The following is a 27,000-nucleotide window of genomic DNA, read 5'->3' as shown; positions in this document are numbered from 1 at the left end:
CTAGAGGGTCAATTTGCCTCAGGCAAATAGTGGTTTTGGAGTGCCGAGGTCGCGGCTATCCTGATACGATATTGTAGCCATGTTGGTAACCACTTGCGTTTAGGCAGAGGAGGATTATCCGATACATAAATCCATTCTGATACTAATAAATCAGCTTGTAAGCGATCCATGGCTTTTTCGAAGCGTTTACGCGTTCGATCTGGATCACGTTGATTTACTGGAAGGCTTAATTCCTCTATAATTTTTCCCACCTCACGTTCAATGATGACCCCTCCCTTGGTTGAATTGATACGCATGTGGAAAGTGAAGTAGCGTGCCAGGCGTTTCTCCCACGTTTCGTGATAAGGATCGTAGCTGAGCACCTGTTGTAAAAGCCAGGCAACCTGTCGGTTTGCCCCTTGCAGAAATGGTTCCACCCAGCTACCCACTTGGTAGCGCCAGGCAATCGCTATACTATTTTGTGGTTGTTCCATGGGAGGTTTGCCGTTGATTTGCTGTAATTCATGTTGACGAATAATGTCAGTTACATTAATTAAGCGGCTTTCACGGGTATAAAGATATGTTTTTGGCTCTTTCTTTGAACGCGATTTACGCCCTGAATGCTCACGATCATCCTCAATCCACTGTTCGACACGTATCCAGGTATTGCTCATACGACTCATGCAAGCTGCCACATCTGCAAGATCCTCCTGACGATGACCTGCACGTCGGAGCTTCCCGTTTTCACGCTTCATGATGGGCGAAATTCCCCGATAATCGAGGATAAGTTTTCCCGTAATCCACACACCATCTTTTTCATCATGAGGTGCCGCAATCGCCTGGGCTAGCATCGCGATTAGCACATCCCCATCGATGTCAGAGAGCTGACGTACCTGAGACCACAGTGACTGAATAGTCGCATTATCGAGTTGAGTACTGGGATCGCTAGGACGGAACTCAACATGTGTAGTTCCATTTTCTTTGTTGTAGACAAATGTTGGGACACTTTTAATAGTATCCCAATCTTCTGCTCCAGCCTGGGCGTTACTATAAGCTGCGAGAACAGCCTGTACTGGCTGAGGCGCAGGAATGATCGTGCCCTTGCCAACCACATATGGGGTCTCCGGCAATGTTCGAATGAGAGATGTAGTTGAAGTGCGAGGTGAGAGGCCTTGATAGCTTTTCCAGTAAAGCTCTGCAAGTTTTTGTGCCAACTGGTGTAATTTCAAATAGCGTTCCTGGCGGACGGCCACCTGATAAGATTTGAGCAGGCGTGTCTTAAAACGTTTGTGGCTACGACTGGTACGAGCATCTACCTCAAGCTGTGTGATTTCTCGAAGCATTTGTTGCTGAATAGCTAGCCCCTCCTCGCCAAGAAACTGGAGGCGATATGGATGCCAGCCACCAGCGCTTGGATCGGCGACCAGGGCAACCTCTCCAAATTGGACTGAAGCAAGGGTGTCGCCTACCAGTAGTGGCATTGAAGGAGTGTCTGCGATATCTGCTGCAGAAGGCGAAATAGAGGAGGAGGCAGTTGCGCCTCGTAGATGCTCAGGCAGATAAAAGGCCAGAACAACCGGGGTAGTACTGGCGTAGACCATATCTTCTTGTTGAACCCAGGCTTCAACAGTATCGTCTGCATCTTTTTTGAGATAGCGGATTTCGGCTAACTGGCCAAGGAGAGTTAAAAAGAGGGTGTGTTGTTGTTCTGGATCAACGGGAACCCATTTATCGGCGCGTAACTGTTCAGCATCCTCTTCGACCGGAACGATAGGAGGATGCCAGTACCAGATTTCCTGATGTGTATCGGGATCGGTGCCCCATATCGTCCACATACCTGTTATCACATTAAAGCTCCTTCGCTAGTAGGGAGAAATCTTCTTATATTTGCTTCTTTACCTATCCTATGAGAGATCTGGTTGCCACTCCCCTCAGTGCTCAATAAATAGGATCAAGTTCCTTTTTATTCTACACATGGAAACAGTTATACTTACTCTTAAGGTTACCGGATTATTTTCTTTTTCTCGATAATCCTTTAGCTTTTAAATTGGAGTACTGTCTAGGCATCGTTAGGGAGAGCTATCAGCAACCGAGATTATATCGTTATGATATGTAATAGAAACAAGCGTAACTTATTTTGATAAAGTTAAGCTGACTCAAGCTACTGGTCGTATAGGTTGCGCAAAACAGAAAAAAGATGTTATTGTTTTGTCTCTCTATATCATATAATACCATTTTTCCTGAGGAAAATCTTCTCTTTAAGATTGTTTACTATATACGCGAAAAGTACTGACCGACTGACTGACTGAACCACTATTTCTTGTTCCAAATTATTAAGATCTTGTAATTTGGCTATGTAGTGAGGAAAATCCTCCTAAAAAGTTGTTACACAATGGTTTCGCGAAACCATTGTGTAACAACTTTTTAGGATTGGCTTTAAAAAAGTGGTTTAAGCATTGCAAGTCAAAATGGCTAATGGTATGATGGGACTGACAAAATTGGAGGTGGTGGAGATGACGAGGAAGAAGAGAAAAAAGGTCGGTAAGGCTTTTGGTTTTGAGATTGGCTTACGCAGTGGGAAGGATGCACGTATGAATGATCAGAGGCAGACGGAAGCAATTGTTTTAGCTGCTGTAAACGAAAAGGGAGGAGTTACTAAGACTACCTCAACGGCAAATCTAGCTGTAATGCTTTCCCGACTTGGTTTTCGTGTTCTGGCAATAGATAGTGATCCTCAGGGACATTTAACGTTTACTTTTGGCTATGAGCGTAACACACTAGAACATACTTTATATGATGTACTTCTAGGTAAGGTTGCGTTAAAAGATATTATTCTCCCTACGTGTATTGATTCGGAGTCACTTGCATTTTTTGATCCCGGAACAAATCAAGCGCGTGGAGAGGTTGTGCATGGACCAGATTTGATTCCTATCAATATGCGTGCAAGTGCCGCTGATGGAGAACTACGAGGCAAGCTCACCTGGCCAGTACTTCTGCGACGAGCTTTAGCTCCTGTAGCCAGTCAATATGACTACATCTTGATTGACACTAATCCTTCGCTTGGGGTTTTGACGGTTAATGCATTGTGTGCGTCACAGGTCCTTTTCATACCCCTGATTCCAGAGGTGTTATCTGTCCAGGGATTGGGAGATTTGCTCCAGGTGGTTCACCAGGTAAAGGACGATTCGCTTAATCCTAACCTGGTTATTGCAGGTGTCGTTTTCACAAAGGTGCAAAAATACAAAGGTCACCAGGAAATCATAGATACCCTACGAGGGGACCTTTCAAAGGAATTAGGTATTTCTTGTTTTGATTCATACTTGCGCCAGAGCGCTGTTTTTACTAACGCGGCGAACAGGCGCTCTGTTGTTGTAATCAGTGATCCATATAGTGAACATGCTAAGGATTATTGGCGTCTGCTGGAAGAACTCCTCCGGTCTGTAGGTGGACCAGCTCGCGAACCCGTTGAGCGGGTCGTACAGGCCATTCATGCAGACACATTGTAATTACACTGTTCAATCGAGCTTTCTCTGCTATTGAAACCGTTAAACGCTAGGAGGAACGTGTGCCAGGGAGATCTAAAAAATCAGCCTTAGATGTAGGTTACCTCAGGACAGCAACCGCCAATGGCCTTGCTTCAAGCATTTTTACTTCCAAGGTTCAGGAAGAAGAGCAGCGCTTGCTTCACGAAAAGCAGCCCCAACAAATCGATATCGATTTGTTGTTTGATAATCCTTTTCAGCCGCGCGTAGCCATGGAGGAAGAGAGCCTGCAGCAGCTTTCAGAGACTATTGCTAGCCACGGCTTCCAGGGCGTGTTGGTTGCGCGCCCTCACCCTCAACGTCCTGGCACTTATCAATTAACTGCTGGCCATCGACGGCGCGAAGCTGCTAAGCGAGCGGGCCTCAAGAAACTGCCGGTTATTGTTCATTCATGGTCTGATCAAGATATGGCTACTCTGGCCGCGACAGAGAATATTCAGCGCGAAGATCTCTCACCTTTGGAAGAGGGCAAGCTTTTCTTGATTATGATTGATCAAATGGGACTGACTCAGGTAGAGGTTGCAAGCGCGATTAAGAAAGATCGTGGTTATGTACGCAACCGTCTGCGCCTGGCAAAAGCACCGGCAGATATCCAGGCTTTTGTCGAGATGAAGACAGATAGTATGCGTGCTGTCATCTACCTGCTTGATATTGAAGATGTCACAGAGCGTGCTCAGATTATTGCGCAGCTGCTTAATAGAAAGCTTACGACTGAAGACCTTCCCGGATATATTGAAGAACTCAAGCGTCGAAAACGTGAAGGTCTGCTGGCTGAGGATGAGAGTGCTACAAGTGCTAATGTAAATGCTGTACTGGCAAGTGAAATAAGTGTCTCTGCTGAACAGAGTTCAGTATCGGCTTCTGCCAGAGAGCGCCTCAGTGAAAGTGATCAAGGTGAACCTTCTAAGGTTACCAACATGTCTCAAGAGCGTGTGCGTAAGACAAAGCTTAAGACGATTCTGCGCTACTTGAGCGACTACCAGAGGTTAGTGTCCGCCAGAAGTGATGATGAAGAAATCTTTGAAGAAGAGCACGATCTCTTGTTACAAATTCAGGATATGGTGCAGCAAATAGTCAGCTCTGTGAAGTAACTTTGCTTGAAGCAACTTAAAAAGGAGCAGACATACGCATTTCGCGTATGTCTGCTCCTTTTTAAGTTGCTTCAAGCAAGCATTTATGATGCTGAGTAGTGGGGAGGAGAGAAGACGTTGGCGACCCCATATCATGGGTGAAACTAATGCCGCCAGAATGCTCAGTGAAGTCATCTGGAAAATATATAGCATCCTCATAGCTATAACGTATCGCATAGAAATCAAGCACATTCTTTACTGTCCATGGGCTAAAGCGTATTTCTTAAAAAGTTGATCAATCGTCAGATCAAAGATGTTTAAGATGTGATATTCACCCTCATTGACTACCCATATTGGTTGTCCCTGGTAATCCAGCAGTTGCATACTACCATAGTAGCTGTAAATCGCATGGGCTAGTATTACAACGAGACTTTACCAGCGCAGTCCCTGTAACTGGGCAAGAAGGCGCTTGCGATGGGAGCAATAGGCGGCGTAGTTGTGGCGTTGTTGATAAGCAATCAACGCCAGGACTGCAGGCAGATCCAGCACGGGCTGGGGCAAGGCAACCTGCAAGAGCAAGCGCACCTGAGCAAGGCTGAGTGGCAGAGAAGGATGCGCATCCAGGTCAGGCACCTCAGCCGCTGTGGGCAAGGGACGCGTGGTCGTCGGGTGCAGGATCCCCCTCTCTCTGGTTCAGGCGCTGTCGCCAGCCAACCAGGAAATGATGAGCCAGAATGACCAGTGTCATGTGATAGTGCCACCCGCGCCAGAACCGCAGTTCATAGTGGTCCATGCCCAGTTCTCCCTTACATTCGGCAAAACAGGTCTCGATCGGCCAGCGCATCCCGCTCACCCGCACAAAGGTTGAGAGAGGCATTTCACGGGGAGCGTTACTCAGGTAAAATTTCCATTCCGGCTCTGAGTCCTCACCGCTGACTTTGCGCCGGATCACGGCCCAGACCTCTGGGCCAGGCAAACGATTGAGGGGCAACACCGCGCGTAGCACGAGAAAATCAGCGACCAGCGGGCCCTTGTATCCCTCCAGCAGACGAAAGCGCTGCTAGGCGGAAGAAGGCCACTGCTTGGCAAGATCCTCTAGCGGCACTTTGGCCGGACTCGCGGGGTGCAGTCGCTCTCGCTGTGGGACTGGTCTTTTGCGCGAGCGCGTCTGCGGGGGAACCCAGCTGCTCGGAAGCGAACGCGGGGTCTGCCCATCCGTTTCCAGCAGTGGCCAGACCTTGGTATCTCGCGGGGCCTCGGCCAAATACCACAACCCCGTCGCGTCCAGCCGTTGCAGGAAGGCTGGGGAGTCGCCATATCCCTCGTCGCAGACCACCCAGCGGGCTCTCAGCCGCTTAGAGGCCGTGATTCTCTCGACCAGCTCGGCTGCCAACTTATGCTTGGTCTGAAAGCGGATCTCGTCGGGAATCTGGCAGTCCTGCCACAGCACCTGGTGGTTCTCAGTAAACCAGGGCTCAGGCAGGTAGAGACGCCGGTCAAGGAGCGTCGCGCCCTTGCGGCTCGCATAGCCCAGAAAGACGCCCGCCTGGCAGTTATCCTTTTTTCCGGTGTTTCCGCACCACTGGGGCGCCACGCCTGCAGAATGCCGCCCGTGCTTGGGAAAGTCGGAGCCATCAATGATGAGGACACCATCCTCTTCGCCGAGCGTCTCATTCACCAGGCACTGATGTTCGGCCAACAGGGCGTCATCGCCCCACTTCCCCTCTCCAATGAATTGCTGGAGAGCGCGCACCTGCCATTCCGCATGCGGTCCCACTCCCAACAGGCGCAGGGCCATCGCTTCGATGTTTTTGCGGGGCACATCTGCCGTGAGCAGTCCGCGCAAATAGATCGCCGCCCACTCGCGCTGTTCGCGCCGGTAGAACAATGACGCAAAGTGCTGGTGGTAGTGAACCAGTTCTTCGGCCAGGGAAGCCCCCTCTTCCGAGGTCAAGTCCTGCACAGCCAGTTGGCCCAGAGGAGTCAGCTGGTCGGCGGTGACATCGAACACAAGAGACATCGAGCTTCACCTCCAGAAACAGACTTCCTTTCAGTATACCCCAATAAGTCTCGTTGTAATACTAGTGCTAGTTTCCGGTGCAAAACAGGCTGTTGAGACGACTCAGGATCAGGAATGTGAAGTGGAATTGGTGGTAAAATACATAAATGAGGTGAAAAACAAGTTCTAAAGGAGGGAAAGGGTATGCTCATTACACATGCTCCCTTCGATGAGGAGCTCGCTCAGGCACCTGAGGAGGTCACGAGGAGCGACGTTCTGTTCAAACGATTGGATGCGTTGCTCGACGATGAGGACCTGCTGGAACACGTCCGAGCGGACCTGGCACGACGCTATCGGTTGACCAGCCAGCACGGACGTCACTCCACGCCTGTGGAAGTGATCCTGAGGTTGTTTGTCCTCAAACAGCTCTTCAATTAGGGCTTTGAGCAAACGGAAAAGCAGGTTCGCAAGAGCCCACTGTTGCAGTGGTTTTGTCGGATTCCAGACTCGCGAGCCCCAGACGATACCACCCTTCTTCGTTGGGTACAACTCATCCAGCCTGAAACAAGGCAGGAGATCACTGAACGTGTGGTCGGAGTCTTCACGCCATCCAAGCGAGGCCGCAAGACGCAGACGAAGACTCCCAAGGAAGGATAAGTACAGGAGGTAGGCACGATGCTGATTGAGAGGTATGCCGAAGAAGATGTGTTTGCTCGGGTTCCTCAGGTGGCAGCTCAGACCGATCCCGTGCTCAGACAGCTGGATAGACTCCTCGACGACGATAGGCTCTTCAGCCAAGTAAAAGCGGATCTGGCGCGGCGGCACCCCCAAACGCTCGGGTGTGGTCGTCACTCGACGCCGGTGGAAGTCATCGTGCGCCTGCTCATCGTCAAACACCTCTATCAATGGAGCTTCCAGGAAACCGAGGACCGGGTCAATGATAGCTTGGTGCTACGCTGGTTCTCTCGCGTCTACTTTGAGCATGTTCCCGATGATACCACCTTGATTCGTTGGGCACACTTCATCCGTCCTGACACCATGCATGCGCTCAACGATCGAGTGGTTGAGCTTGCCGCTCAAGCAAAGGTGATCAAAGGGGGGAAACTGCGTCTGGATGGCACCTGTGTGCAGACCACCATCCATCATCCAACTGATAGCGGCCTCCGGGTCGATAGCGCCCGGGTGCTTTCCCGCTTCGTCGCGCGAGCTAAACCCCTGGTGGAAGGCACACTCGCTAAAACGGCAGAGGTCTGCCGCTCGCGAGTACGAAGAGTGCGTCAGGTGGCCCAAAAGCTCCATCAACTCGTGCGAAGAGCAGAGGCGGGGGAACAGCAGCAGGAATGGCAAGCTGACCAACTGAGAACCCTCTATCAGCAGTTGATCACCACAACGGAGCAGATGGTGCGGCAAGCCAAGCAGGTGAGAACGCACTTGATCCACCAAGCTGAGAAGCAGGCAGAGCGCCTGCTGGCTGAGGTTCAGCCTCTTCTCCCTCTGGTCGAACGTGTCATCATCCAGGCACGCACCAGGGTCTTGGAAGGCAAGCAGGTGGCGGCTAGCGACAAAGTGCTCAGCCTGTTCGAACCTCACACGCGTCTCATTCCGCGCCACAAAGGCGCTGCACCTGTAGAGTTTGGCCGACAGGTCGTGCTCGACGAGGTGGAGGGAGGAATCGTGACCCGGTTCCAGATCCTGGAGTCACCGCATGAGCATGGACAAGGGCTCCAGGCGTTGGATCATCATCATCGTCTCTTTGATCATCCCCCAAGGATGCTCACTGGAGATCATGGGGTTCATTCCGCGAACACCGAGATACAAGCTCTCACGGCAGGAGTCGAGGTGGTGGCTATCCCAGCAGTAGGGAAGGTTTCACCTCTGCGGCAAGCGGTAGAACGGACGCGACGATGGAAGCGGGCCTATCGATGGCGTACAGGAATCGAGGGCAGAATTGCCAGCTTGAGACGCGATTATGGATTGCGTAAATGTGCCTATCACGGGCAGGAGGGGATGGAGCAGTGGCTGGGCCTGGGCGTCATTGCCAGTAACCTGCGCCATATCGCCCAAGCGCAAGTCACCAAAGCTGCGAAGAAGCAGGCGGCTTCAAGGAGAGCATGATCTATCAATGAGACACAAAAGTAACCTATCACTTCAAAGACCGATAGGTTGCTACTAAGCAGCTTTTTAAGCCAATTTGTGTGTTTTGCACCGGAAACTAGTACTAGGGCGTGTTTGCAAACTCATAACCAAAGGGGAACGTGCAGATTGTGCCAAACAATGAACCGCATCCTTTATCATCAGCACGAACCACAGGATCCATGGGCGTTGCGGTCAAAATGCATCGTGTTTTCGCCGATTATGCCCCAAATGAAGAAACTCACGTTGCTCTGGTAGACGCTCTGGCTGAATGAACCCATGATGCGTCATCACCTGCGCAACTTTTTCTGTATCGTGAAGGATGGTCTCGTAGATCTTTTTATATTAGTCTTTGCGCTCGATTGCCTGGCTCGCGGCCTTGCTTTCAAAGAGTTCAATCAGACCCATATATTCCAGGTAGTTCATCTCAATATGCAGATAACATGAACCAACGCAGTTTTCGGGATACGGGATTGCATCTCATTTCTTCTCCTTCATACTCAATGCCAATCCGTTTCTGTCCCAAGTATATTCAGAAGAGACACAGCAATGCAAGCAAAAGCGCAGAGCCAGTCTGTTCGACGATTCGTGTCAAGTTGTTCGAAGATTGGTGTTTACCACCAAGTAATAAAGATTCCAGCCAGGTTGTCAATTTTGCCGCAATGGTTTCACGAAACCATTGCGGCAAAATTGACAACCTGGCTGGCTTATCTCCGGCGAAAATGTATGTTTTAAGCGTGTTTATCCTGCCTGGCGCTTCATAATGTAGTTGTATTTGAAGTAACCTATGGGAGATAATATAAATGTCATCTCCCAGTTATCAGGCTGGCCTATACAGTCGGTGTAACACAAGAGATGTTGCTTTTTCCATCTACTTATACGTGAGAAAAAAGTCGAGATGCTATTTCTTCTAGCAGAAAAAAACATCTCTTGATTATGTCTTAGTTAAGAAGGAGAATCTATAAATGTGTTATGACGATAATGCGCGTCCACCTATTCCTGATGGCGAACGTGGGACTGCTCAGGGTGATGATGTAGTTTTAAACTCTGCGGATGGCACCCGTTTTATGGCCTACTTTGCGCGTCCCGAGAAGCCAGGCAAGGGCCAGGTTATCATCTATCCTGATGTGCGAGGCCTACATCAGTTTTACAAAGAGCTGGCGCTACGTTTCGCGGAGGTTGGCATTTCGGCTATCGCTATCGACTATTTTGGTCGTACTGCTGGCATATCTTCACGCGACGAGTCGTTCGAGTTTATGCCTCATGTGCAGCAGGTAAAATTGGATACCTTTTTCCAGGATGTGCAGGCTGGATTAAACTATCTGCGCGAGAATGCTGATGCGCAGGGCGCAACCTTCCCAGTTGGCTTTTGCATGGGTGGCGCGCTCTCGCTGCAGTCTGCCACTCGTTCAGAATTCGGTTTTAAGGGCGTTATCGCCTTTTACGCAGGCCTTAAAAGAGCCTTTGGCGGTGGTGCTACTGCTTTGGAGCAGGCCGATAAAATTGTGTATCCAGTGCTAGGTCTCTTTGGTGGGGCTGATCAGGGGATTCCCGTTAGCGATGTGCGCGAGCTGGAGGCGAAGCTACAACAGAAGGGTATCGAGGAAAAGATTCTGGTGTACGAGGGCGCTCCCCATAGCTTCTTTGATCGCCGTGCCAGCGATTACGCCGAGGCTTCATCAGATGCCTGGAGACAGATGTTAAGTTTTATCGCCAGCTATAGCTAAATTGCGTTATAACTAACCTGCAAAGAAGGAGCGTCTAACTCATCTTATTTGAGTTAGACGCTCCTTCTTTGCTTGAGCGTTACGAATAATTAGGCTGCAAGTGAGATACGCACCACAACTGCGGTTATATTATCAGGTCCGCCTTGCTCATTTGCTCGCGCGATCAGACGTTGTGCGCTCTCCTCCGGGCTATATTGTTGCGCAATACTGCGCATTTCATCTTCGCCGATAAGAGCGTGAAGTCCATCGGTGCAAAGAACCAGAATATCACTATCCTGAGCCGGCTCAGATGTTGTATAAACCTCTACATCGGCTTGAGTACCCAGGCAACGGGTAATAACGTTGCGCTTGTCGTGATTTTTTGCCTCTTCGGGCGTTAATTTCCCCAGGAGTACCTGTTCCGCGACCCAGGAATGATCTTGCGCAAGTTGAAGCAAGCGATTACTACGAACAATGTAAGCTAGGCTGTCGCCAACGTTAGCAATGTAGATGAAGTTGTCTTTGAGGACTGCCGCCACGCAGGTCGTTCCCATTCCGTTCTTCCGAGCTTCTTGATCTTCATTACCCAACTGTTCATCATTGTGGCGACATATCTCACGATTGGCGACTTCAATTGCATGACACAACGCTACCTGTGGATCCTCACTGGTATCCTGATAATATGTCTCATGTATATACTTCACTGCGAGATTGCTGGCAACCTCTCCCTTCATATGTCCACCCATACCATCGGCGACAACGAAAAGTGCTCCTTTATGAGCCATAATATTCGGATCTTCTGGCACAATAGAGATCATCGTATCTTCATTTACTGCACGTTTGCGTCCAATGTCAGTAAGTGAGCCAACATTGAGGCTGATGGATGCGGACGCTAGCGCGTGGCGTTGTTCCAGACCAAGCAGGCGTTTGCAACGCACTATTAGAGAATGCATATGTTCTGATCCAGCACTCGCTATAGTGTCGTAAAAAATGGAACTCCAGAAGCGCGCTAGACTACCCCTGTAGTGTAGCTCATCCCTATAACAGTCGAGAAAGACCTGGCACATATGCCGACCATACTCTTGTCTGAACTGGCGTGGGTAGAGGTAGAGGAGCGCACTGTAGAGGCTCTCTCCAACGCGAGAAGGGTGTCTGGCTGGCGTTATGCTCATAAGATTCCTCCTGCTATACCTGGATTAGGAAGTAGCTGTTTGATGTGTGCCACACGAACAAGCTGCTCAAGCCGATATGCCTCAGCCTGGGCAGCACGACGCCCCATATCCGTTAGCCGATAATAACGTCGACGCTCATCATCCATATCTGGATCGGGCCGCTCTCCCGACTCTGCAATCAGCTCGTCTGCGAGCATGCGCTTGATCGAGCCATAAAGGGTACCAGGACCCATACGCATTTGCCCATTGGTTCGCGTCGCGACCTCTTGCATGATACTATAGCCGTGGCGTTCTTTGTCCGCCAGGGCCAGCAGAATATGAAAGACGGCTGGCGTGAGAGGTAACATTTCCTCTGGACTTTTTTGCGAGTGTTTCATGAAACCATCCATCTGCTTCTATCTGACCGCTTATAAACCCACTACTAATATGCTTACTTTTACTATATCATCCTTTGATGTATCTGTAATGGATATATAACATGATTTTATTGGCATTGTCAAGGGGTTATTTACTTCTCTGCTTAAAATAATTTTTTAAGCAGCAGAGAAACATCAGTGGGTCACATGTGATTTTACTAGTGCGTTTTCTCAATTACATAACAAAATAACGTGAGTGTTTGAATACTCACGTTATTAGCTCGAAAAGGTCTGGCAATATGTATTACATCAGGAGATCGATGGTTCAAACAGGTTTGATGAGATTAGTCTCAAATTCCTCTTCAATTTGAAAGCCGAGTTTCTGGTAGATATGCTGGGCTGCATCATTGCCAACGGTTACAAAGAGCACGAGTTCTTTCTCACCTTGAGCTAATAGCGTGTTGATATTTGGTAAATGCCCCGAAAAGTGAGCAGCTTTTGACCTCAAGGGTGAGCACTTGCCCCGAAGAGTGAGCAGCTCAACCATTGACTAACAGTAAATCCCCTCCCGAGGCGGTTTGTTCATCTTGAGAGTTGTAAATTCAGACAGTCAACGCGGAGGACATCTCGTGCAAACCCCGCATCATCCTGCATGAGAAACGGAGAAATCGGGAGAAGAAAATGTCGGCAGCCCATAGATTGGGTCCGCTTTACTCATTCCTTTCTGGGTGATGGGCCACAATCTGTATAGGATTTCCTTCTGGGTCAGCAACCCAAGCAACTCGAAGCGACTGAAGAAAATCGTGAGGTGCGCTAAGGCTGACGACTCCCTTCTCCGTCAGTGCCACATAGGCCTCATCTGTGTCGTCAGTCCAGACAACCAGTTCTGCACTGGGTGGGCCAGGATTCAATAACAGCCCATGATCGGCCAATGCCGCATCAATCGACGCAACTCCCAACGTAAATTGACCAAGGCGCATCTCAACATGGACGGGAATGCCATCCTTTGGTGTGCGGAACATCTCTGTGAAACCCAAGAGCTTAGTATAGAAGTGCACTGCTCTCACGACATCTCGGACGTAGAAGGTGAGCGCTGGATTATGGAAACTGAGACTTTTCTCACTGGAAGCCATATGAACGTGATCCTCCTCATTGCTGTCATTGAGTGCCACAAAAAACTCACATGAACGTGTCCTATCGCTGACATAATACCAAGCACGTTTATTTTAGGTCAAATATTCTATTTCCTTCTTCACAGAGGATTGACAGAGGGCTGCCAAAAGGGCAGAAATTTCTCGACTATTAGACCATTGAATTTACAACCGTCGAAGAGTGTGGATTGCTTCTGGAGTCATGTTTCCAGACAGTAATGGCTGAGCTGCTCACTTTTCAGGGCAAATGCTCACCCTTGAGGTCAAAAGCTGCTCACTTTTTGGCTCTGTCTCACATTTGGTGAATGATGAGGTTATATTATCGTTCCCTTCCATTGTTTGTGCTCAGGTTTTCGACGTTTAACGGCCTATTGAAGATCTTATCACCAAAAGCGAGACAGATCCCACGAGATACGCAACGAGCTACAAGCAAGCTAGCAGCATAACACAAAAAGAGGTCTCTACTTGAGAGAGAAGCTGTTGTTTCGTCTCAAGATGGGAGGTCTCTGTTGTCCATGATAGCGAACCCGTGTATTGAAATCCAGACCTCTGAAGAGCCTCGGCCAGCAGTACCACCCTGGTTTGGGGAAGTGACTATCATTGTGCAGTATCTCGTCACCAAGAGACTGCTCGACGCTTTTGCCCAGAAGGTGCGTCTGATCCGCGGTCGCTTTGGTCGCTATGAGCCCATCGATTTTCTGGCACTCTTGTTAGGCTATGCCATCAGTGGGGAGCGCACTTTAGAAGCTTTTTTTGGGCGGCTAGCTCCCTTTGGATCAGCATTCATGGCCCTCTTTGGACGCCGGTATTGTCCGCATCGGGCCAGCTTGAGTCGCTTTCTAGCTGCTGTGGACCGTCCTTGTCTCGAAGCCTTCCGTACCCTTTTCCAGCAGAGTTTCACTGATGGGTGGACCGGAGATTCCATCGGGGGGATCTTCGACCGACAAGGTCATCGTTTCATCGTCTTTGATGTGGATGCTACGCGTCAGGCAGCCCGGCAGCGTGCCCTGCCAACGGCTCCAGAACTGCCTTCTCCCCGTCGTCGCCTTGATGGAGTATGTGCCCCTGGCTACATGGGACGCAAACGCGGAGAGATTGTTCGGACGCGTACGACAGCGTTGCAAATGCACACGCGCCAATGGGTCGGGACGTACTCTGGCAAGGGCAATGGGAACTATCGGGGCGAACTGGCAAGCGCTCTTCAGGCGGTCATGACCTACCTGGAACAGTTCACTCTCCCTCCTGAGCTAGCCTTGATCCGCTTGGATGGGCAATATGGCGATGCCGCAGTCATCGCTCAAATCATGCGCACAGGTGCCCATCTGGTCACCCGAGGCAAAGGCTATCAGCTTTTGGAGCGCCCACAGATCCTGCAAGTGCTCGTTCATCCGCCAACTGCCAGCGTCACCAGGAAAAACACTGGCGAGGTTGTCGAGGTGTTTGAGGGAGGCTGGCTCGCCTTAGGAGAAGGGCTGCCTTCCGCTCGGATCATTGTAACTCGATATCTGGCTCCTTCTCCAGATTGCACCGTGAAAGTTGGCAAACGCGTGGGAGAATGGATCTATGAGCTCTTCATCACCACGCTTGCTGTCGAGAGCTTCCTGGTCCAGGATGTGGTGGAGTTGTATCACGGACGGGGTGCTTTTGAAACGATCTTCGCCGAGGAAGATCTGGAAGGTGATCCGGATCGGTGATGTTCGTATACCGAGTGCGGACAGGAACTCTGGCAGATCGCGTGCCAATGGATGTGGAATATCCGGCTGTCGCTCGGACATACCATGCAAGGAAAGGAACTGCGCGAGATGGAGTGGTCTCCGGCTAAGGAATGTCCCCCACAGGTTTCTTCGACCGATCAGCTCCCAGACGCCTACGGTCCCTGGCAATGGGCCAGAGACAGTGGTCGGGGCCAGATCCCAGCCAGTGCTTTCACACTGTACAATGAGGTCTCGCTCCGCTGCCCGACTGGGGCGACCCTCTGGTTGAGTGAAGTGCGTCAAGAAAATGCGTACACCCAACGGGCAGTGTATGTGGCTCAGTTGGATGATTGTCGGCTCTGTCCCCTGCGCGAGCAGTGTTTGGCGCGAGGAGCGAAAGGAAACCGGGCGCGTCGCGTCAGTGCTGTGCGTCACCTGCTCCCAGCACCTTCCTTGGTGGAACCTCAGACAGGCATCCTGGCTGCCACCCGTTGGGTTGATATTGCAGGTCGCGCACTTCGACGAACCTGGACGGCTCACTGGCGCGATCAATACGTTGAAATCCTCCCACTTGTTGAGTCCCCACAGCACATTCCTCCACCACCTCGCTCACCTCGTGCGGTCCGCTCGCATGATCGGTGGAGTTGGTCGGATCGGCTCGCGCGCAATGCCTGGTTCGGTCCACCGCACGTGCGCATTACCGTGGCTGGGGTTCCTGCTTTCCTGACCACACACCACTGAGGAGGAACAAGCTTCAGCAGAACAACTGACCGCGCTCTCCTTTCCCTCTGAATACCTCAGCAGGGCGAAGAAGCTCTGTGCCTTTTTCTGTTCTTCACCACGCGTTCTTTTCTCTCTCTATTGCTTGGCTGCTTACAACTCGTTTCGTATCTCGTGGGCACGGCGAAGAGAGATGGCGCTGCCTGAGCAGGCTTTCTTGCGAGACGTATTTATACTGATACTATCAACGACGTAAGAAAGGAGCTGATCGTGATGAGATTGAATGAGAAAGTACGGCAAGCATTGGCAGCGGGTCATCCCGCCCATCTCGTGACCCTGAACGAGGATGGCAGTCCTCAAGTCTCTGTCGTCTGGGTGGGCCTTGATGGTGATGAAATTGTCTGTGGGCACAAGAATCTCCACCAAAAATTGAAGAATATTCAGCGCGATGCCCGAGTCGCACTCTCAATGGAGACAGGTGGAAAAACGAATGGACTGGATAATTATCTGGTGATCAATGGTCGTGCCAGAATTACCGAGGGCGGTGCCCCCGAATTGCTGAACCGACTGGCCCAGATTTATATCGCTCCAGGCACGACGTACGCGCCTTCGGGAACGCCACAGGGCTATATTACCCGCATTACGGCTGAACGTATTCATGGCACTGGACCTTGGGGTGAGGAGTAGAAGCCCCGGCAAACTCGCCAGAGATTTTTGTTTCCAACGTTCAATGCCGGCAACCCAGATGGGGAGCGGCATTCCCTGGAAAGTTTGTCCCAATGTGCATGATTGGAGGCAAGTGTACAGGTTTCGAACTGCCCACGGGTTGTACATAGCTCTGCCTTATGAAACCACGAGAGCGAGGAAGGATGCTCTCAAGCCAGTTTATTGATGGGATAAAACTCGTTGCGCAACCCGTGGGCAGATCCACTTTTTGGGGCATTTACCAATACTCTTTTTGAGCAGAAAGGTTGCCATTCCTTTCCCTTTGGCATCGGGTTGAGTCATGAGAAAAGATAGCATTGGCTGTTTCTTTCCTGTTTGGTCATTTGTCCAATCAGTCAGCACTGACGCAGCCAGTATACGTTCCTGCTCCTCAATGAGAAAAGAGCATGTTGTCAATACAGGGCCATATTTCCCTGCAAATGTCCCCTCTATTTCTTTCTGGGTTTCGTCCGATGTCTCGCCTTCATCATCGATAGTGTTGCGATAGGCTTCATACAATAACTTCCCAAGAAGTGGAGCATCGTGCTGGGAAATAGGACGAGCGCTCAAGGTTGAAGCTTCTTGTTGCTCTGTGAGTGCCAGGCGCATCATCCAACGTTTCAGCCTTTGCGACATACTTTATTTGCTTCTCCGTTTCTCGATAGATACATGAAATTATCAATGGCTCTTAAGTCTATCCTGGAGTAGGGCACCATTTCCAATGAGATGGAAAATAGGCAGGAGTTGCGATGCGCGTCAAATGGGTGAAAGGATGATAATCTAGGCGAGGTGTGGCGGACCCTGTTGGATGCGCGTGCGTATCTCTTCAATGTTGGACGCTGACCAGCGCGATTCTAGCCACCAGGTCGCGCCAGCCTCGGCCCAGGGACGCACAATAGCTGCCGCCTGCTCTGCGTCATCTCCAGGTGTCTCTCCTTCCCAGATAATATCAAAAGGGGTTGTCTGCTTTCGCTGACCGGCGATATGCTCACGCATAGCACGTATATCTTCTGGCGTTACTGGACCATCTTGCTCCATTTTCGTTGGGAGCAGGCCATCATAACGCATGGCACGATTTATTGATTTTGCGCGCGGCCATGCCCCCACAACCCAGATGGGAATGCGCGGCTGCTGAACTGGCCCTGGACGAAAAGCCATCTCTTCGAGGTGATAGTGTTTACCCTGGTAGCTGAAAGGCTGAGCGCTCCACAAGCCAGTGATAATATCCAGGCTTTCATCGAGCAGTTCTGCGCGTCCCTTGCGATCCGTTACTTCCCCAACCTTGCCGAATCCTTTGTCGTCGATTGCTCCCAGTCCGACTGGTAAAACAAGACGTCCCTGTGAGAGGTGATCAAGGGTAACCGTTTCGCGGGCGACTTTCCAGGGACGGCGACGCGAGAGGGGAGTAATAATGGCTCCAGGCGCACACGCTTTGTACGCATGGCCATTGCTGCCATCACAATCCAGGGATCATACATCTCTGCCATTGACTCGATACAGATACCGTCCCAGTAAAACATTCCGTTCCAACCAGCCTCTTCTCCTAAATGGGCCAGTTCCGCGATGGTCTGTACATCTCCAATGGGAATGACGAAGCCGTAACGCATAATGCTACTCCTTTGCTGGTCTTCTTCTTATTAATCTGCAAAGAGTATATCGGGCTATTAATGTCATCCTCTGTCATATTCACAAAAGATACTGGCCTTCTGATCCATTTTATCTTTTTCCTATAAACGTACTTTGGGCTATATGTTTGGGATACGGTGGCTCTAAGTACAAGCTATCGCAAATTCACTCCGGGTTTGACGAGATGAAGAAAGAGAGGTAAATGGAACCAGTGATCGCCAAGTACGCAAATGGCGAGCGCGCTGGGTGCAGACACATTCGCTGGCCGACGCGCCTCGATCGGGGGTGCATCGGCGTTTTTCCCCTGCAGTTCGTGCACACGCAACCGCCATTGCTTGCAGTTTGCCGCAGACGCAAAGGGTTTCGCTGGCTCGGTGGAGTCGAGGCGAACTGGCACGCTTCCTTGTAGCGGCGCCTGAGTTGCCGAGAGCCTCGTCCAGCACGATTGGCCGCTGGTTCAAGAACGAACGCATGATCGCTTGTATGGAGTATGGAAGACAGCGAGTGAAGAGAGAGCCGAGCGCAAGCCGTGTGATAAAATGAGGCGCGATACCAAAACGGAGAAGGACGCTTCATGATTGACATCACACGCCTACCAACCATTTTGCATTTCCTCGAAACCATTGACCAGTTTAAGACGATTTATCGATTGAGCTATATTGGTGAACAGAGCAGGCATGAAAACGATGCTGAGCATACCTGGCATATGGCGATGTTCGCCTTGCTTTTGCACCAAGAATTAAGCATTGAGATCGATATTGAGCATACGCTCAAGCTGATTTTGACGCACGATTTGGTGGAAATCTACGCTGGTGATACGCCCGCCTATGATGCTGTTGGACACCTGGACAAGGAGAAGCGCGAGGAGCAGGCAGCCCAACCTTTATTTGCACAATTGCCAGAAGACATGCATATACAAATATATGGCTGGTGGAGAGAGTTCGAGGAGGGGAGAACACCTGAAGCCAGGTATGCACACGCCGTCGATAAATTACAAGCGTTCGCTCAGAATGTGTTTGCCCAGGGACGTACTTGGCATGAGAATGGCGTCACAGCAGAGAAGAGCCGCGCCTACAATCGCTCCGCACGCGAATTTGATCCAGCCTTGACCCAAGCATTCGAACTACTCTACCAGCGAGCAGCAGATAAGCAACTCTGGCCTGAACAAAGACAGTCTTAACTGCTTCTTGCTTCCGATGAAAAGCGCCTGTATTGTGAAGACGTCAACTCAGAACGCATTTGTGATAGTTTGTACTAAGGGCCGTAGCTTTGAGCTCTTATAGGCCCAATATAATGTCTAGATTTTAAGCGTGCTTTGCAGGAGAAGAAGCTAATCCCAGTCAGGCGAGAGAACAATCTTACCGGAGAGCGATTGTGTTTCATATATCCTGTGCGCGGCGGCTGCCTGTGAGAGCGGGAGTTTGAGCGCGGTTCTGCCCTTAAGTACGCCCCTGCCTAGCCAATAGTCAATCTGCGAGGCACAGGTGTGCAGCTCATCAATTGTGGCGTCTGTCACGGTAAAACCATAGAGCGTACAGTTTTTCATATAGAACGGACCCACCATGAGGGTGGTCTGGTGCAGAGGGCCAGACATAAAGATGATGCGCCCACGCTGCGCAATAGCGTTGAGCGCGCATTCTATATCCGGCTGGGGCGTGGCATCCCAGTATACATTGACGCCTTGAGGCGCGAAACGTTTGAGCGCCAGGTTCACATTTTGCGTCTTGTAGTTGATAACCAGGTCAGCCCCCAACTCTTCGCACCAGCGTGCCTTCTGTTCATTGCCTGATGTGACAATTATCTGCGCCCCCATGGCACGGGCCAGTTGAATAATCGCGGTTCCTACCGAGCCATCTCCGCCATTGACGAAGATACACTCTTTATCACGTATCTGAGCTTTGTTAAAGAGGCCAATGATGGCGGTAAGTCCTGAGTGTAGCACTGTAACGGACTCATGGAGGTCAACATTAGGTGGTAGGTGATAGAGCAGGCATTCATGGATACTGACGTACTCGGCAAAGGTTCCCTGGCGACCATCATAGCCCTGGTTATTGGCCCAGACGCGCTCGCCAGGATGAAAGAGCGAGACCTCTTCTCCCACTTCCACCACGATGCCTGTCACGTCACGCCCGATAATAAAGGGCTGTGGGAGTGGTGTCTGAAAAACTCCTCCTCGAATATAAATATCGACTGTGTTGACCGTTACGGCGGCGACTTTGACAAGAATATCGCGCGGCCCTGGTGTCGGGATAGGGAGATCACCATAAATGATCTTATCAGCACCTCCAGGTCGATCAATATATGCCGCCTTCATTGTCTTCTGGCTTGCCATGCGCTATTCCTTCCCATTCACTCTATTAGTTGCTGTACAGATACCCACTCTCTTTTTTTATTGTACCTGGATCGATTTTACTTTATTTCTTGTTGCATCGAACCTGCCTCATCTATATGCTCTTCGGTTGATATGATTTGTGGCCCTTCTATCTCTGTCTGTGAAGAGGCTTCTATCTTGATGATGTCCAATACCTGTGAATCTCCTGGCTGTATCTGTGTGTATGCCCCTCGCTTACGGAAGTCTTCCATTTGTTCACTGGTGACGCCTCGCACGTCGATGAACTGCGTTTTCACAAGGATTGCTTCGCTGAGGTTTGCATTCTCCAGATTAGCACCTTTGAGATTAGCGCCTGTGAGGTCTACGCCTAGAAGGGTGGCCCCTGACAGATTGGTCTCTATCAGGTTGGCCCAGCGTAATCTTGCATAGTCAAGGCGCGCCTTGTTGAGCTGTGCGCGCCATAGGTTCGCTCCCGTTAAATCGGCTTCAAGGAGGCTTGCGCGGTAGAGGTTGGCCTCGACGAGATTGACCCAGCGGAGGTTGGCTTCATCCAGGCGGGCCCGGCTCAGGTCAGCGCGCCAGAGATTGGTATCTTCCAGATTAGCCTTGCCCAGGTTTGCCGACCTCATCCAGGCTTTCTCCAGATTGGCTTCAGACAAATCGGCACGCTTAAGGCTGGCCTCGATGAGGTTTACCAGGATCAGCATGACCTGCTTTAAATGTGCCGAAGAGAGATCAGTACCACTGAGGTCGAGACTACGCATATCGCGATTCAAAATTCTGCTTGCGAGATTTACATCTCCCAGAAAACGCAAGACGCTCGCTCTCCGCGCTGGATCAAGCATGCGTAACACTGTGACTGTACGTGCATGAGCAATGGCCATGGCCTGGGAATTCGTTTCTAATTGTTTATCTAGCAATAGCTCTGACATGCGATCAAAATAGGTCTGTAGCGCTGCTTCACGCTGATTGTCCAATGCCAGTTCGTGCTCCTGAGCCTCTTTCTGGCGCGCTTCCTCGCGCTCACTCTGATTGTGTACGTGAGTGTATATTGTCCCGGCCAGCGCGACCACGAAAGGAACAATTAAGATACTAAGCCAGTCCCAGAGCTTCTTATCCGCTACGCCAATCCAATCCCAGCGATAGATATATCCCATGATTATGCAGAGGGTGGTTGCTAGCAATACCAGAATAAACACAGCTCCATACCACGCGCTCTGGTGACTAAACATTGCTTTTATCCGGTTACTAAGTTCTTCAATCCATAAACGCATTATTGGAGTAAGCCTCCGTATTTGTTATTTTGCAATTCTTATCTTTGCTCTCTACTAGAAAAGACGCTATTTGCATAAAGCTCCTAAAAATGGATATAATTGCCGAGATAATAGTCATGTTAAGCACTCTTGAGGGAAGTGGCATGACCGATTTCTCTTCTCGATTCTGGAGGACGAATGGCGACAGACATAGGGGGAGAAAATGAGCTATAAGGCTAATTCCAATCTATAAGTTAAGACATTTGCCTCAGAGCGCGGGAAAATGTCTTAACCCTTTCGTTGCTAGAAGTGGCGAATTAAGGGGATGAGAAGAAATCTTATTTTTGCTCCAGTTCTGCTTGTCAGCGTAACTCATCAGGTACTAGTATCTGGCCGAGAACAGGACTGACAAACTCTGTGGACAGGCATTCCATGTAAACTATGTCCCAGAACTTGCCGTTCATGAACTTGGCTTGATGGCGACGTCCGATTTCTTGGAAGCCAGCCTTTTTATAAGCTCCCTGTCCAGCGCGGTTATATTCCCAGGTTTCAAGCATAATATTGTGTAGACCCAGACCTGTGAAAGCGTAATCAAGCATCAATCGAACAGCCTCAGTACCATAGCCGCGCCCACGATACGTGGCTTCACCAATCTCGATGCCGAAAATCGGCAGTGCGGTCGCGATAATTGATGTTACATAAGTCTGTTCTACCGATAGGTTGCAATGTGTCATGGTCATAAATGGTGAAGTAGACGACTTTACGCTGGCGTTCCGCCGCGACGTCAGCCTCATAACTGGCCTGAATCTCTTCAAATGTGGAGGGGCGCGGAATGTGCAGCGTGCGCAACACCTCGAAATCGTTGATCCAGCGCTGGTAAAGCGGGATGAGCTCACGACGGATGGGTCCGAGTGCAACTTTTTCTCCGATAATGCTGAGAATTGGTTTCTCCTGCATGTGAGTCTGGTATTCTTTCGTATTTTCCATGCTATTGTTCTTAAAGACCTCACTTTCATAGCTGTATGCAGAGGTGATTAAATAGAGGTGCAACGCTACATTAATAGCATATATAAGCAAACAAGGGCAAATACAAGCGCACTGTACATGAGGGGAACGGGTCAAATACAAGCGCAAAGAATAAAAAGTATCAAGGTACTGTTTATAGTGCTATTATATTTCTTATAGTACTGGTAAGAGGATTTTCTTCCTATCGCTTTGTGATGTTATAACTGAAAGGATGGGTAAGAAGAACGTTCATACAAGGGGTACAGTATCGTGCTGTTGAGTAAGCTCCCACACTGGAAGTGTTTTAATGCAGGTCCTGAATACCAAGGGAGCAGCTAGGCGACTTGGATGCTCTAAAACCTGGCTACATAAATTGGCGGAGACAGCAGGCCCAGACTCACCAACGGCAGCACCAGCCTGGGCTCCTGTCTCCAGTGTTGGGCTTCTCTGTGATACGATAACAGACAATCTATAAATCTTGAAAGAGGAAGATATATGTCATCTATTGAGTTTGGCTTATTACTCCCCGCTCTACCTGGCAGAGGCATGACACGTGAAATCTACCTCAAACGGATTCGCGAGAGTCTGGATATTGTAACTGGGCATTTTCACTCGATCTGGTATGTCGATCATTTGCAATTCCAGGATGCCCCGGTTCTAGAGGGCTGGACGGCCCTGACCTACATGGCAGCGTGTTATCCCTCTTTTCACTTTGGGAATGTTGTGCTTGCTCAGTCGTTTCGCAATCCAGCCTTGCTGGCGAAAATGGCGGCAACTGCTCAGTATATGAGTGAAGGACGCTTCATCCTTGGTATCGGTACTGGTTGGCATCAGGAAGAGTACGATGCCTATGGTTTTCCTTATCCAACACCTGGCGTAAGAGTAGAGCAGTTGGAAGAGACGCTGACTATTCTTAAAGCGCTCTGGACCCAACCCCGAGCCACTGTGGAGGGGAAACATTATCGCGTTATCAATGCTGCGTGTGAGCCAAAGCCTGATCCATTGCCACGTATTATGGTTGGTGGAGAGCAGCCACGTATGCTCCGATTGATTGCGCGGCACGCCGACGAATGGAATATTTCACATGAAGATATCGCACACTATCGTGACCTGGTGAAAGAAAGCGAAAAGGCCTGCGCTGCTGTTGGCCGCGATCCAGCTACATTACGCAGAAGCTGGTTTGGCGGCTGTTTGTGTGTGCCTGAAGGAACCGATATGAGCAGCGTGGATATGTCGCATATCCCTTCCCCCAATTCTTTGATTGGCACACCCAAACAGATTATAGAGAAGCTCAAGCCATTTATTGATCTGGGTGTGGTATCTTTCCAGTTCAAAAATGAGGGATTTCCTGATACCAGGTCATTGCGTTTACTGGTTGAAGAAGTTTTGCCACGAATTAATGCTTAAGCTGGCCTGGACCAGTTTAATCCTGGGATTTACACCAGGGCAAAAGCTGGGCCGGGCATGATACTCTTTTTTTAACAAACCGCCTAGATGTATATGGCTTGATGGGAAGAGATGCGTTATACTGCTCTAGCGGGATAGAAATGTGGATAGAGAGTATAGAGTATCCACACTAGCCGATTGTATATATGTTAGCTGTGGGGAAGTATGCCGGTTGCATAGAAGAGGGAGATTGTCTATGGAGCTTACATTTTTAGGGGGTGCCTCGGAGGTTGGTGCGTCCTGCACGCTTCTTCAGGTAGCAGGCCGTACTCTGCTGGTTGATGGAGGGATGCGCCCCGCGGCTCGCGAAGGACAATCTCGCCTTCCTGATCTCTCCCTGTTAAATAAGCAGCCGCCTGAAGCGCTTATTATTACACATGCTCACATCGATCACACTGGTGCTCTGCCTCTCATTGCCTCGCTCTTGCCGCATATCCCGATCTATGCTACTGAAAGTACACGCGTCTTGACCGAGGTATTGCTTCGCGACTCTGTGCGTATTATGGAGCAGGAACATCTGCGCCCCGATGGCGAGACCCCACTCTATAATGCCGAGCAGGTTGATGCCTTTCTGGGGCGTATTCAGGTAATGGGTTTTCGCCAACCTTTCGCGCCTCTTGCAGATTCTCCTGGTATCACAGTACAGTTTATTCCTGCTGGCCATATTCTGGGCGCAGCCATGCTTTTCTTTGAGACGCCCGAGGGCACCCTCTTTCATACCGGTGATATCTCGTTGACCGATCAGCGCACCATCAAGGGCCTGGATATCAATGCCCTGCCCAAGGCCGATGTGATGATTACCGAGGGGACCTATGGCAATCGTTCTCACTCCAGCCGCAAGGAGGAGGAGCAGAAGTTGGCGGCAACTGTGCAGGCCGTGCTGGCGCGAGGAGGCCGCATTCTCTGTCCCGCCTTCGCCGTGGGGCGCGCGCAAGAGATTATTTTGATTCTGAAGGCCTATCGTGCCAGTGGTAAGATATCACCTGTTCCCATTTATCTGGATGGTATGGTGCGCTCGGTCTGTGACGTGTACCAGCAGCAGTCTCATGACCTGCAACCAACTCTCCAGCGCCACCTGATCAATGGCCGGCGCCCGCTCTTTGCGGATCCTCAATTGCATGTCTTTTCCGTGCGTTCATTTGAGCGCCGAGACCTCGTACAGCATACTAAACCCAAGATGGTTATCAGTAGTTCGGGTATGCTTTCTGGCGGTGCCTCTCCTCTGTATGCGCTGGACATCGCCGCACGTGAGCAAGATTGCCTGCTCTTTACCGGTTACCAGGATGAGGAGAGTCCTGGCTACGCGTTGCTCAACGCGAAGCAGGGCGACCGCATCCGTATTGGTGAGGAGTTTGTGACGCTTAATTGCCAGGTTGCGCGCTACAATCTCTCCGGTCACGCGGATGCCAACCAGATTCAGGCTGTCGTCAGTAAAGTACAGCCTGCGCGTCTCATACTAGTCCACGGCGACAGTGAGGCGCTCAAGGCTCTTTCACAGCGTTTCAAGCATCTCTCCGTCGCTATTCCTCACGTTGGTACTACCCTCTCCATCACACCCACTGCAAAGGTGCTGGCATCTTCTGCCACCTCGCAAAGAGCCATATATGCAGACGCCTTGTCACCAGGTACCACGCCTCTTCTCGCGGGAAGCGATCCTGGCCAGGACATGTCTTCTCCAACGCTACAGGCGCTCTGGGAGAAGGCTCATACTCATGGACCACTCCGCCCCTGGACCTCCGTGGAGCTGGGTCAGCACTATTACGGCCCAGACTATCGCCCAGCGCTCCGCCCTCTCATTGAGCAGGTGTTACGTGATGCCACCACACATTTCAAACTGGGCCGCCTGGGCGCGCAGACAACCTATCAGCCCCGCGCGTCTGAAGCCATACAGCGTCTCACGCCTCTTGTCGATCTTGTTCCGGGTGAAGTTGTACTTGTCCAGGGACAGAACTCCAGCCCACAAATCGCACTTGTGTTAAGCGCGCCCCAGGATGGCACTCTCTCGCTCGTTGCAGACCAGTGGAAGCAAGCCCAGAGACCCCTCAACGTTATCCAATTGCTACCAGGCGTAAGCCGCCCAGAATGGCTCATCTTAGCGCCGGGCGAGATAAAGCAGCAGCTTCAGGCCTGGCGTAAGCAGCTCGACAATTGCTGGATCGACCTGTTCACCCTCTGGGAGCGGGCCCAGGGCCAGCCCTTTACCTATGCTCAGCTCTGTACACAGGTCGCAGATGAAGACGAGCGGCTAGCCTGGGGCCTGGAGCTATTGGCGCATGGCCGCGAACTATTCAACCGCGAAGGAGAGAGCTGGCTTCCTCTGGAGCGCGAACAAGTAGCGAAGAATCCCGGCTTTTCTCAGCATCTCGCGCTCATTCGCGCCGGAGAGGGCGCTGCAGTCATGGTCAACGATCAGCCAGCTAGCTTGACTGGCAAAAGCTCATGGCGCCTCTTCGAGATCCAGTGGCAGGCCGGACCCACAGCGGGCCAACACCATAAAGTACGTTCAGCAAATATCCGATTCAAATAATAATAGCATAAATAGAGTAGATGCGTACGTAAAGTAGCGCTTTCTCTAAAGCACCTTTACCATCGTATAGTAATTCGTGCCCGGAGGATAATCTTCTACCACGCCGACGACTTTGTAGCCATGACGCTCATAGAAGGTGCGGCCCTGGAACTCGAAGGTAGTTAATAAGACTTTGCTCGCCCCATGTTCTTTTCCTATATTCTCAACTTGCGCCAGGATTGAACTGCCGAGGCCCTGGCCGCGAAGCGTATCCGGCAGCCAGAAACCTCTAAGTTCCAGCCAGTTCCAGTAGATTTCGGCTGTAGTGCCGCCTTGCCATTGGCCATCTTTATCTACAACCAAGATATGCACTGGTTTTACTGCTCCTTCAGACCTGGCCTGTTTATGCGCCGGCGATTGCTGGTTATTAAATTCTCTGATCTGCTCATGTAGGTAGGCTGCAAATGCTGGATTTGGCTCAGACAAGACCTTAATCTGATGGTCCATTGGGTACTTCCCTTCGAAATTGATGCACATCTCTTTGAAAGAGAGGAGAGCTGAGTTGTATTATATTTGCAGCGTCAAGCATTAAGGTGAAGTGGAAA

27 protein-coding genes and 1 pseudogene are annotated in these 27,000 nt (G+C 50.5%); 12 read left to right on the top strand and 16 right to left on the bottom strand.

Annotation, left to right across the window (positions count from 1 at the left end; all coding sequences use genetic code 11):
* Window positions 1-8 precede the first annotated feature (8 nt).
* On the bottom strand, window positions 9-1,826 hold the full coding sequence (locus tag JMJ04_RS27200) for a hypothetical protein (RefSeq protein WP_201373551.1): 1,818 nt from the start codon (window positions 1,824-1,826) through the stop codon (window positions 9-11).
* A gap of 621 nt (window positions 1,827-2,447) precedes the next feature.
* Between JMJ04_RS27200 and JMJ04_RS27195 the strand changes: the two genes are divergently transcribed.
* Window positions 2,448-3,485, top strand: a complete 1,038-nt coding sequence (locus JMJ04_RS27195) for a ParA family protein (protein WP_201373550.1) — start codon at window positions 2,448-2,450, stop codon at window positions 3,483-3,485.
* 59 nt (window positions 3,486-3,544) lie between these two features.
* Entirely contained in the window at window positions 3,545-4,612 is a 1,068-nt protein-coding gene (locus JMJ04_RS27190; protein ID WP_201373549.1) for a ParB/RepB/Spo0J family partition protein, read from the top strand.
* Between the two features lie 89 nt (window positions 4,613-4,701).
* Here JMJ04_RS27190 and JMJ04_RS48910 read toward each other — a convergent pair.
* From JMJ04_RS48910 to JMJ04_RS27170, 4 genes and pseudogenes are all read right to left on the bottom strand, one after another.
* Window positions 4,702-5,011: pseudogene (locus JMJ04_RS48910) on the bottom strand (glycoside hydrolase family 52 protein); the annotation flags it as partial.
* Window positions 5,012-5,023: 12 nt separating this feature from the next.
* Window positions 5,024-5,242 carry a hypothetical protein gene (locus JMJ04_RS27175; protein WP_236038431.1) on the bottom strand — a complete coding sequence of 73 codons (219 nt, stop codon included), beginning with the start codon at window positions 5,240-5,242 and terminating at the stop codon, window positions 5,024-5,026.
* Window positions 5,226-5,597, bottom strand: a complete 372-nt coding sequence (locus JMJ04_RS46915) for a hypothetical protein (RefSeq protein ID WP_236038430.1) — start codon at window positions 5,595-5,597, stop codon at window positions 5,226-5,228. Before JMJ04_RS46915 ends, JMJ04_RS27175 begins: the two co-directional genes overlap by 17 nt.
* Window positions 5,598-5,651: 54 nt before the next feature.
* The gene (locus JMJ04_RS27170; RefSeq protein WP_236038429.1) at window positions 5,652-6,611 is read right to left on the bottom strand and encodes an IS701 family transposase; all 960 of its coding nucleotides are present in this window, start codon (window positions 6,609-6,611) and stop codon (window positions 5,652-5,654) included.
* Between the two features lie 183 nt (window positions 6,612-6,794).
* Here JMJ04_RS27170 and JMJ04_RS27165 point away from each other — a divergent pair, with 183 nt between their 5' ends.
* The 3 genes from JMJ04_RS27165 to JMJ04_RS27150 all read left to right on the top strand — a co-directional run bounded on the left by JMJ04_RS27165 (window position 6,795) and on the right by JMJ04_RS27150 (window position 10,450).
* On the top strand, window positions 6,795-7,028 hold the full coding sequence (locus tag JMJ04_RS27165; RefSeq protein ID WP_201373546.1) for a transposase: 234 nt from the start codon (window positions 6,795-6,797) through the stop codon (window positions 7,026-7,028).
* A 237-nt stretch (window positions 7,029-7,265) separates the two neighbouring features.
* Window positions 7,266-8,705, top strand: a complete 1,440-nt coding sequence (locus JMJ04_RS27155) for an ISNCY family transposase (RefSeq protein ID WP_201373544.1) — start codon at window positions 7,266-7,268, stop codon at window positions 8,703-8,705.
* A gap of 983 nt (window positions 8,706-9,688) precedes the next feature.
* On the top strand, window positions 9,689-10,450 hold the full coding sequence (locus JMJ04_RS27150) for a dienelactone hydrolase family protein (protein ID WP_201373543.1): 762 nt from the start codon (window positions 9,689-9,691) through the stop codon (window positions 10,448-10,450).
* An 89-nt stretch (window positions 10,451-10,539) separates the two neighbouring features.
* On the opposite strand, the gene JMJ04_RS27145 is transcribed toward JMJ04_RS27150, so the two are convergent.
* The 4 genes from JMJ04_RS27145 to JMJ04_RS27130 form a co-directional block, all read right to left on the bottom strand.
* Complete coding sequence (locus tag JMJ04_RS27145; protein ID WP_201373542.1) at window positions 10,540-11,382, bottom strand: Stp1/IreP family PP2C-type Ser/Thr phosphatase; 843 nt, start codon at window positions 11,380-11,382, stop codon at window positions 10,540-10,542.
* A gap of 215 nt (window positions 11,383-11,597) precedes the next feature.
* The gene (locus tag JMJ04_RS27140) at window positions 11,598-11,978 is read right to left on the bottom strand and encodes a PadR family transcriptional regulator (protein ID WP_201373541.1); all 381 of its coding nucleotides are present in this window, start codon (window positions 11,976-11,978) and stop codon (window positions 11,598-11,600) included.
* Between the two features lie 304 nt (window positions 11,979-12,282).
* Entirely contained in the window at window positions 12,283-12,504 is a 222-nt protein-coding gene (locus JMJ04_RS27135; RefSeq protein WP_201373540.1) for a GNAT family N-acetyltransferase, read from the bottom strand.
* A gap of 163 nt (window positions 12,505-12,667) precedes the next feature.
* The gene (locus JMJ04_RS27130) at window positions 12,668-13,090 is read right to left on the bottom strand and encodes a VOC family protein (protein ID WP_201373539.1); all 423 of its coding nucleotides are present in this window, start codon (window positions 13,088-13,090) and stop codon (window positions 12,668-12,670) included.
* 533 nt (window positions 13,091-13,623) lie between these two features.
* Between JMJ04_RS27130 and JMJ04_RS27125 the strand changes: the two genes are divergently transcribed.
* From JMJ04_RS27125 to JMJ04_RS27115, 3 genes are all read left to right on the top strand, one after another.
* On the top strand, window positions 13,624-14,802 hold the full coding sequence (locus JMJ04_RS27125; RefSeq protein ID WP_236038428.1) for a hypothetical protein: 1,179 nt from the start codon (window positions 13,624-13,626) through the stop codon (window positions 14,800-14,802).
* A gap of 108 nt (window positions 14,803-14,910) precedes the next feature.
* The gene (locus tag JMJ04_RS27120; protein WP_201373538.1) at window positions 14,911-15,543 is read left to right on the top strand and encodes a transposase; all 633 of its coding nucleotides are present in this window, start codon (window positions 14,911-14,913) and stop codon (window positions 15,541-15,543) included.
* Between the two features lie 252 nt (window positions 15,544-15,795).
* Window positions 15,796-16,209 carry a PPOX class F420-dependent oxidoreductase gene (locus JMJ04_RS27115; protein WP_201374499.1) on the top strand — a complete coding sequence of 138 codons (414 nt, stop codon included), beginning with the start codon at window positions 15,796-15,798 and terminating at the stop codon, window positions 16,207-16,209.
* A gap of 198 nt (window positions 16,210-16,407) precedes the next feature.
* On the opposite strand, the gene JMJ04_RS27110 is transcribed toward JMJ04_RS27115, so the two are convergent.
* Together JMJ04_RS27110 and JMJ04_RS27105 are read right to left on the bottom strand one after the other, a co-directional pair.
* Window positions 16,408-16,839 carry a hypothetical protein gene (locus tag JMJ04_RS27110; protein ID WP_201373537.1) on the bottom strand — a complete coding sequence of 144 codons (432 nt, stop codon included), beginning with the start codon at window positions 16,837-16,839 and terminating at the stop codon, window positions 16,408-16,410.
* 168 nt (window positions 16,840-17,007) lie between these two features.
* Window positions 17,008-17,637 (bottom strand): LLM class flavin-dependent oxidoreductase, encoded by a 630-nt coding sequence (locus tag JMJ04_RS27105; RefSeq protein WP_236038617.1) that lies wholly within the window; start codon window positions 17,635-17,637, stop codon window positions 17,008-17,010.
* 462 nt (window positions 17,638-18,099) lie between these two features.
* Here JMJ04_RS27105 and JMJ04_RS48900 point away from each other — a divergent pair, with 462 nt between their 5' ends.
* Window positions 18,100-18,396, top strand: a complete 297-nt coding sequence (locus tag JMJ04_RS48900; protein ID WP_201373535.1) for a helix-turn-helix domain-containing protein — start codon at window positions 18,100-18,102, stop codon at window positions 18,394-18,396.
* Window positions 18,397-18,427: 31 nt separating this feature from the next.
* Entirely contained in the window at window positions 18,428-19,033 is a 606-nt protein-coding gene (locus tag JMJ04_RS27090) for an HD domain-containing protein (protein WP_201373534.1), read from the top strand.
* Window positions 19,034-19,183: 150 nt separating this feature from the next.
* Here JMJ04_RS27090 and JMJ04_RS27085 read toward each other — a convergent pair whose 3' ends face one another.
* The 4 genes from JMJ04_RS27085 to JMJ04_RS46900 form a co-directional block, all read right to left on the bottom strand.
* Window positions 19,184-20,185, bottom strand: coding sequence for an NADPH:quinone reductase (locus tag JMJ04_RS27085; protein ID WP_201373533.1), 1,002 nt, complete (start codon window positions 20,183-20,185; stop codon window positions 19,184-19,186).
* 77 nt (window positions 20,186-20,262) lie between these two features.
* Complete coding sequence (locus JMJ04_RS27080; RefSeq protein ID WP_236038426.1) at window positions 20,263-21,384, bottom strand: pentapeptide repeat-containing protein; 1,122 nt, start codon at window positions 21,382-21,384, stop codon at window positions 20,263-20,265.
* A 416-nt stretch (window positions 21,385-21,800) separates the two neighbouring features.
* The gene (locus tag JMJ04_RS46905) at window positions 21,801-22,172 is read right to left on the bottom strand and encodes a GNAT family N-acetyltransferase (protein ID WP_236038425.1); all 372 of its coding nucleotides are present in this window, start codon (window positions 22,170-22,172) and stop codon (window positions 21,801-21,803) included.
* Window positions 22,084-22,395: a hypothetical protein gene (locus tag JMJ04_RS46900; protein ID WP_236038424.1), complete on the bottom strand. Its 312-nt coding sequence runs from the start codon at window positions 22,393-22,395 to the stop codon at window positions 22,084-22,086. Before JMJ04_RS46900 ends, JMJ04_RS46905 begins: the two co-directional genes overlap by 89 nt.
* 543 nt (window positions 22,396-22,938) lie before the next feature.
* Here JMJ04_RS46900 and JMJ04_RS27070 point away from each other — a divergent pair.
* Entirely contained in the window at window positions 22,939-23,850 is a 912-nt protein-coding gene (locus JMJ04_RS27070) for an LLM class flavin-dependent oxidoreductase (RefSeq protein WP_201373531.1), read from the top strand.
* A 235-nt stretch (window positions 23,851-24,085) separates the two neighbouring features.
* Window positions 24,086-26,416: an MBL fold metallo-hydrolase gene (locus tag JMJ04_RS27065; protein ID WP_201373530.1), complete on the top strand. Its 2,331-nt coding sequence runs from the start codon at window positions 24,086-24,088 to the stop codon at window positions 26,414-26,416.
* Window positions 26,417-26,461: 45 nt separating this feature from the next.
* Here the strand turns inward: JMJ04_RS27065 and JMJ04_RS27060 are convergent, their stop codons facing one another.
* Window positions 26,462-26,902 (bottom strand): GNAT family N-acetyltransferase, encoded by a 441-nt coding sequence (locus JMJ04_RS27060; RefSeq protein WP_201373529.1) that lies wholly within the window; start codon window positions 26,900-26,902, stop codon window positions 26,462-26,464.
* Window positions 26,903-27,000 lie beyond the last annotated feature (98 nt).

The organism is Ktedonobacter robiniae (genome assembly GCF_016587375.1).
Taxonomy (GTDB): domain Bacteria; phylum Chloroflexota; class Ktedonobacteria; order Ktedonobacterales; family Ktedonobacteraceae; genus Ktedonobacter; species Ktedonobacter robiniae.
This window is presented reverse-complemented; position numbering and strand designations above follow the sequence as displayed.

Coding starts and splice junctions, on each gene's coding strand:
- JMJ04_RS27130 (WP_201373539.1), bottom strand. CDS start 13,090: ATGGCTTCCAGTGAGAAAAGTCTCAGTTTCCATAATCCAGCGCTCACC.
- JMJ04_RS27070 (WP_201373531.1), top strand. CDS start 22,939: ATGTCATCTATTGAGTTTGGCTTATTACTCCCCGCTCTACCTGGCAGA.
- JMJ04_RS27140 (WP_201373541.1), bottom strand. CDS start 11,978: ATGAAACACTCGCAAAAAAGTCCAGAGGAAATGTTACCTCTCACGCCA.
- JMJ04_RS27085 (WP_201373533.1), bottom strand. CDS start 20,185: ATGGCAAGCCAGAAGACAATGAAGGCGGCATATATTGATCGACCTGGA.
- JMJ04_RS27165 (WP_201373546.1), top strand. CDS start 6,795: ATGCTCATTACACATGCTCCCTTCGATGAGGAGCTCGCTCAGGCACCT.
- JMJ04_RS46900 (WP_236038424.1), bottom strand. CDS start 22,395: ATGCAGGAGAAACCAATTCTCAGCATTATCGGAGAAAAAGTTGCACTC.
- JMJ04_RS27155 (WP_201373544.1), top strand. CDS start 7,266: ATGCTGATTGAGAGGTATGCCGAAGAAGATGTGTTTGCTCGGGTTCCT.
- JMJ04_RS27060 (WP_201373529.1), bottom strand. CDS start 26,902: ATGGACCATCAGATTAAGGTCTTGTCTGAGCCAAATCCAGCATTTGCA.
- JMJ04_RS27090 (WP_201373534.1), top strand. CDS start 18,428: ATGATTGACATCACACGCCTACCAACCATTTTGCATTTCCTCGAAACC.
- JMJ04_RS27065 (WP_201373530.1), top strand. CDS start 24,086: ATGGAGCTTACATTTTTAGGGGGTGCCTCGGAGGTTGGTGCGTCCTGC.
- JMJ04_RS46905 (WP_236038425.1), bottom strand. CDS start 22,172: ATGACACATTGCAACCTATCGGTAGAACAGACTTATGTAACATCAATT.
- JMJ04_RS27115 (WP_201374499.1), top strand. CDS start 15,796: ATGAGATTGAATGAGAAAGTACGGCAAGCATTGGCAGCGGGTCATCCC.
- JMJ04_RS27150 (WP_201373543.1), top strand. CDS start 9,689: ATGTGTTATGACGATAATGCGCGTCCACCTATTCCTGATGGCGAACGT.
- JMJ04_RS27170 (WP_236038429.1), bottom strand. CDS start 6,611: ATGTCTCTTGTGTTCGATGTCACCGCCGACCAGCTGACTCCTCTGGGC.
- JMJ04_RS27125 (WP_236038428.1), top strand. CDS start 13,624: ATGATAGCGAACCCGTGTATTGAAATCCAGACCTCTGAAGAGCCTCGG.
- JMJ04_RS27135 (WP_201373540.1), bottom strand. CDS start 12,504: ATGGTTGAGCTGCTCACTCTTCGGGGCAAGTGCTCACCCTTGAGGTCA.
- JMJ04_RS27145 (WP_201373542.1), bottom strand. CDS start 11,382: ATGCATTCTCTAATAGTGCGTTGCAAACGCCTGCTTGGTCTGGAACAA.
- JMJ04_RS27120 (WP_201373538.1), top strand. CDS start 14,911: ATGGAGTGGTCTCCGGCTAAGGAATGTCCCCCACAGGTTTCTTCGACC.
- JMJ04_RS27195 (WP_201373550.1), top strand. CDS start 2,448: ATGGCTAATGGTATGATGGGACTGACAAAATTGGAGGTGGTGGAGATG.
- JMJ04_RS27110 (WP_201373537.1), bottom strand. CDS start 16,839: ATGATGCGCCTGGCACTCACAGAGCAACAAGAAGCTTCAACCTTGAGC.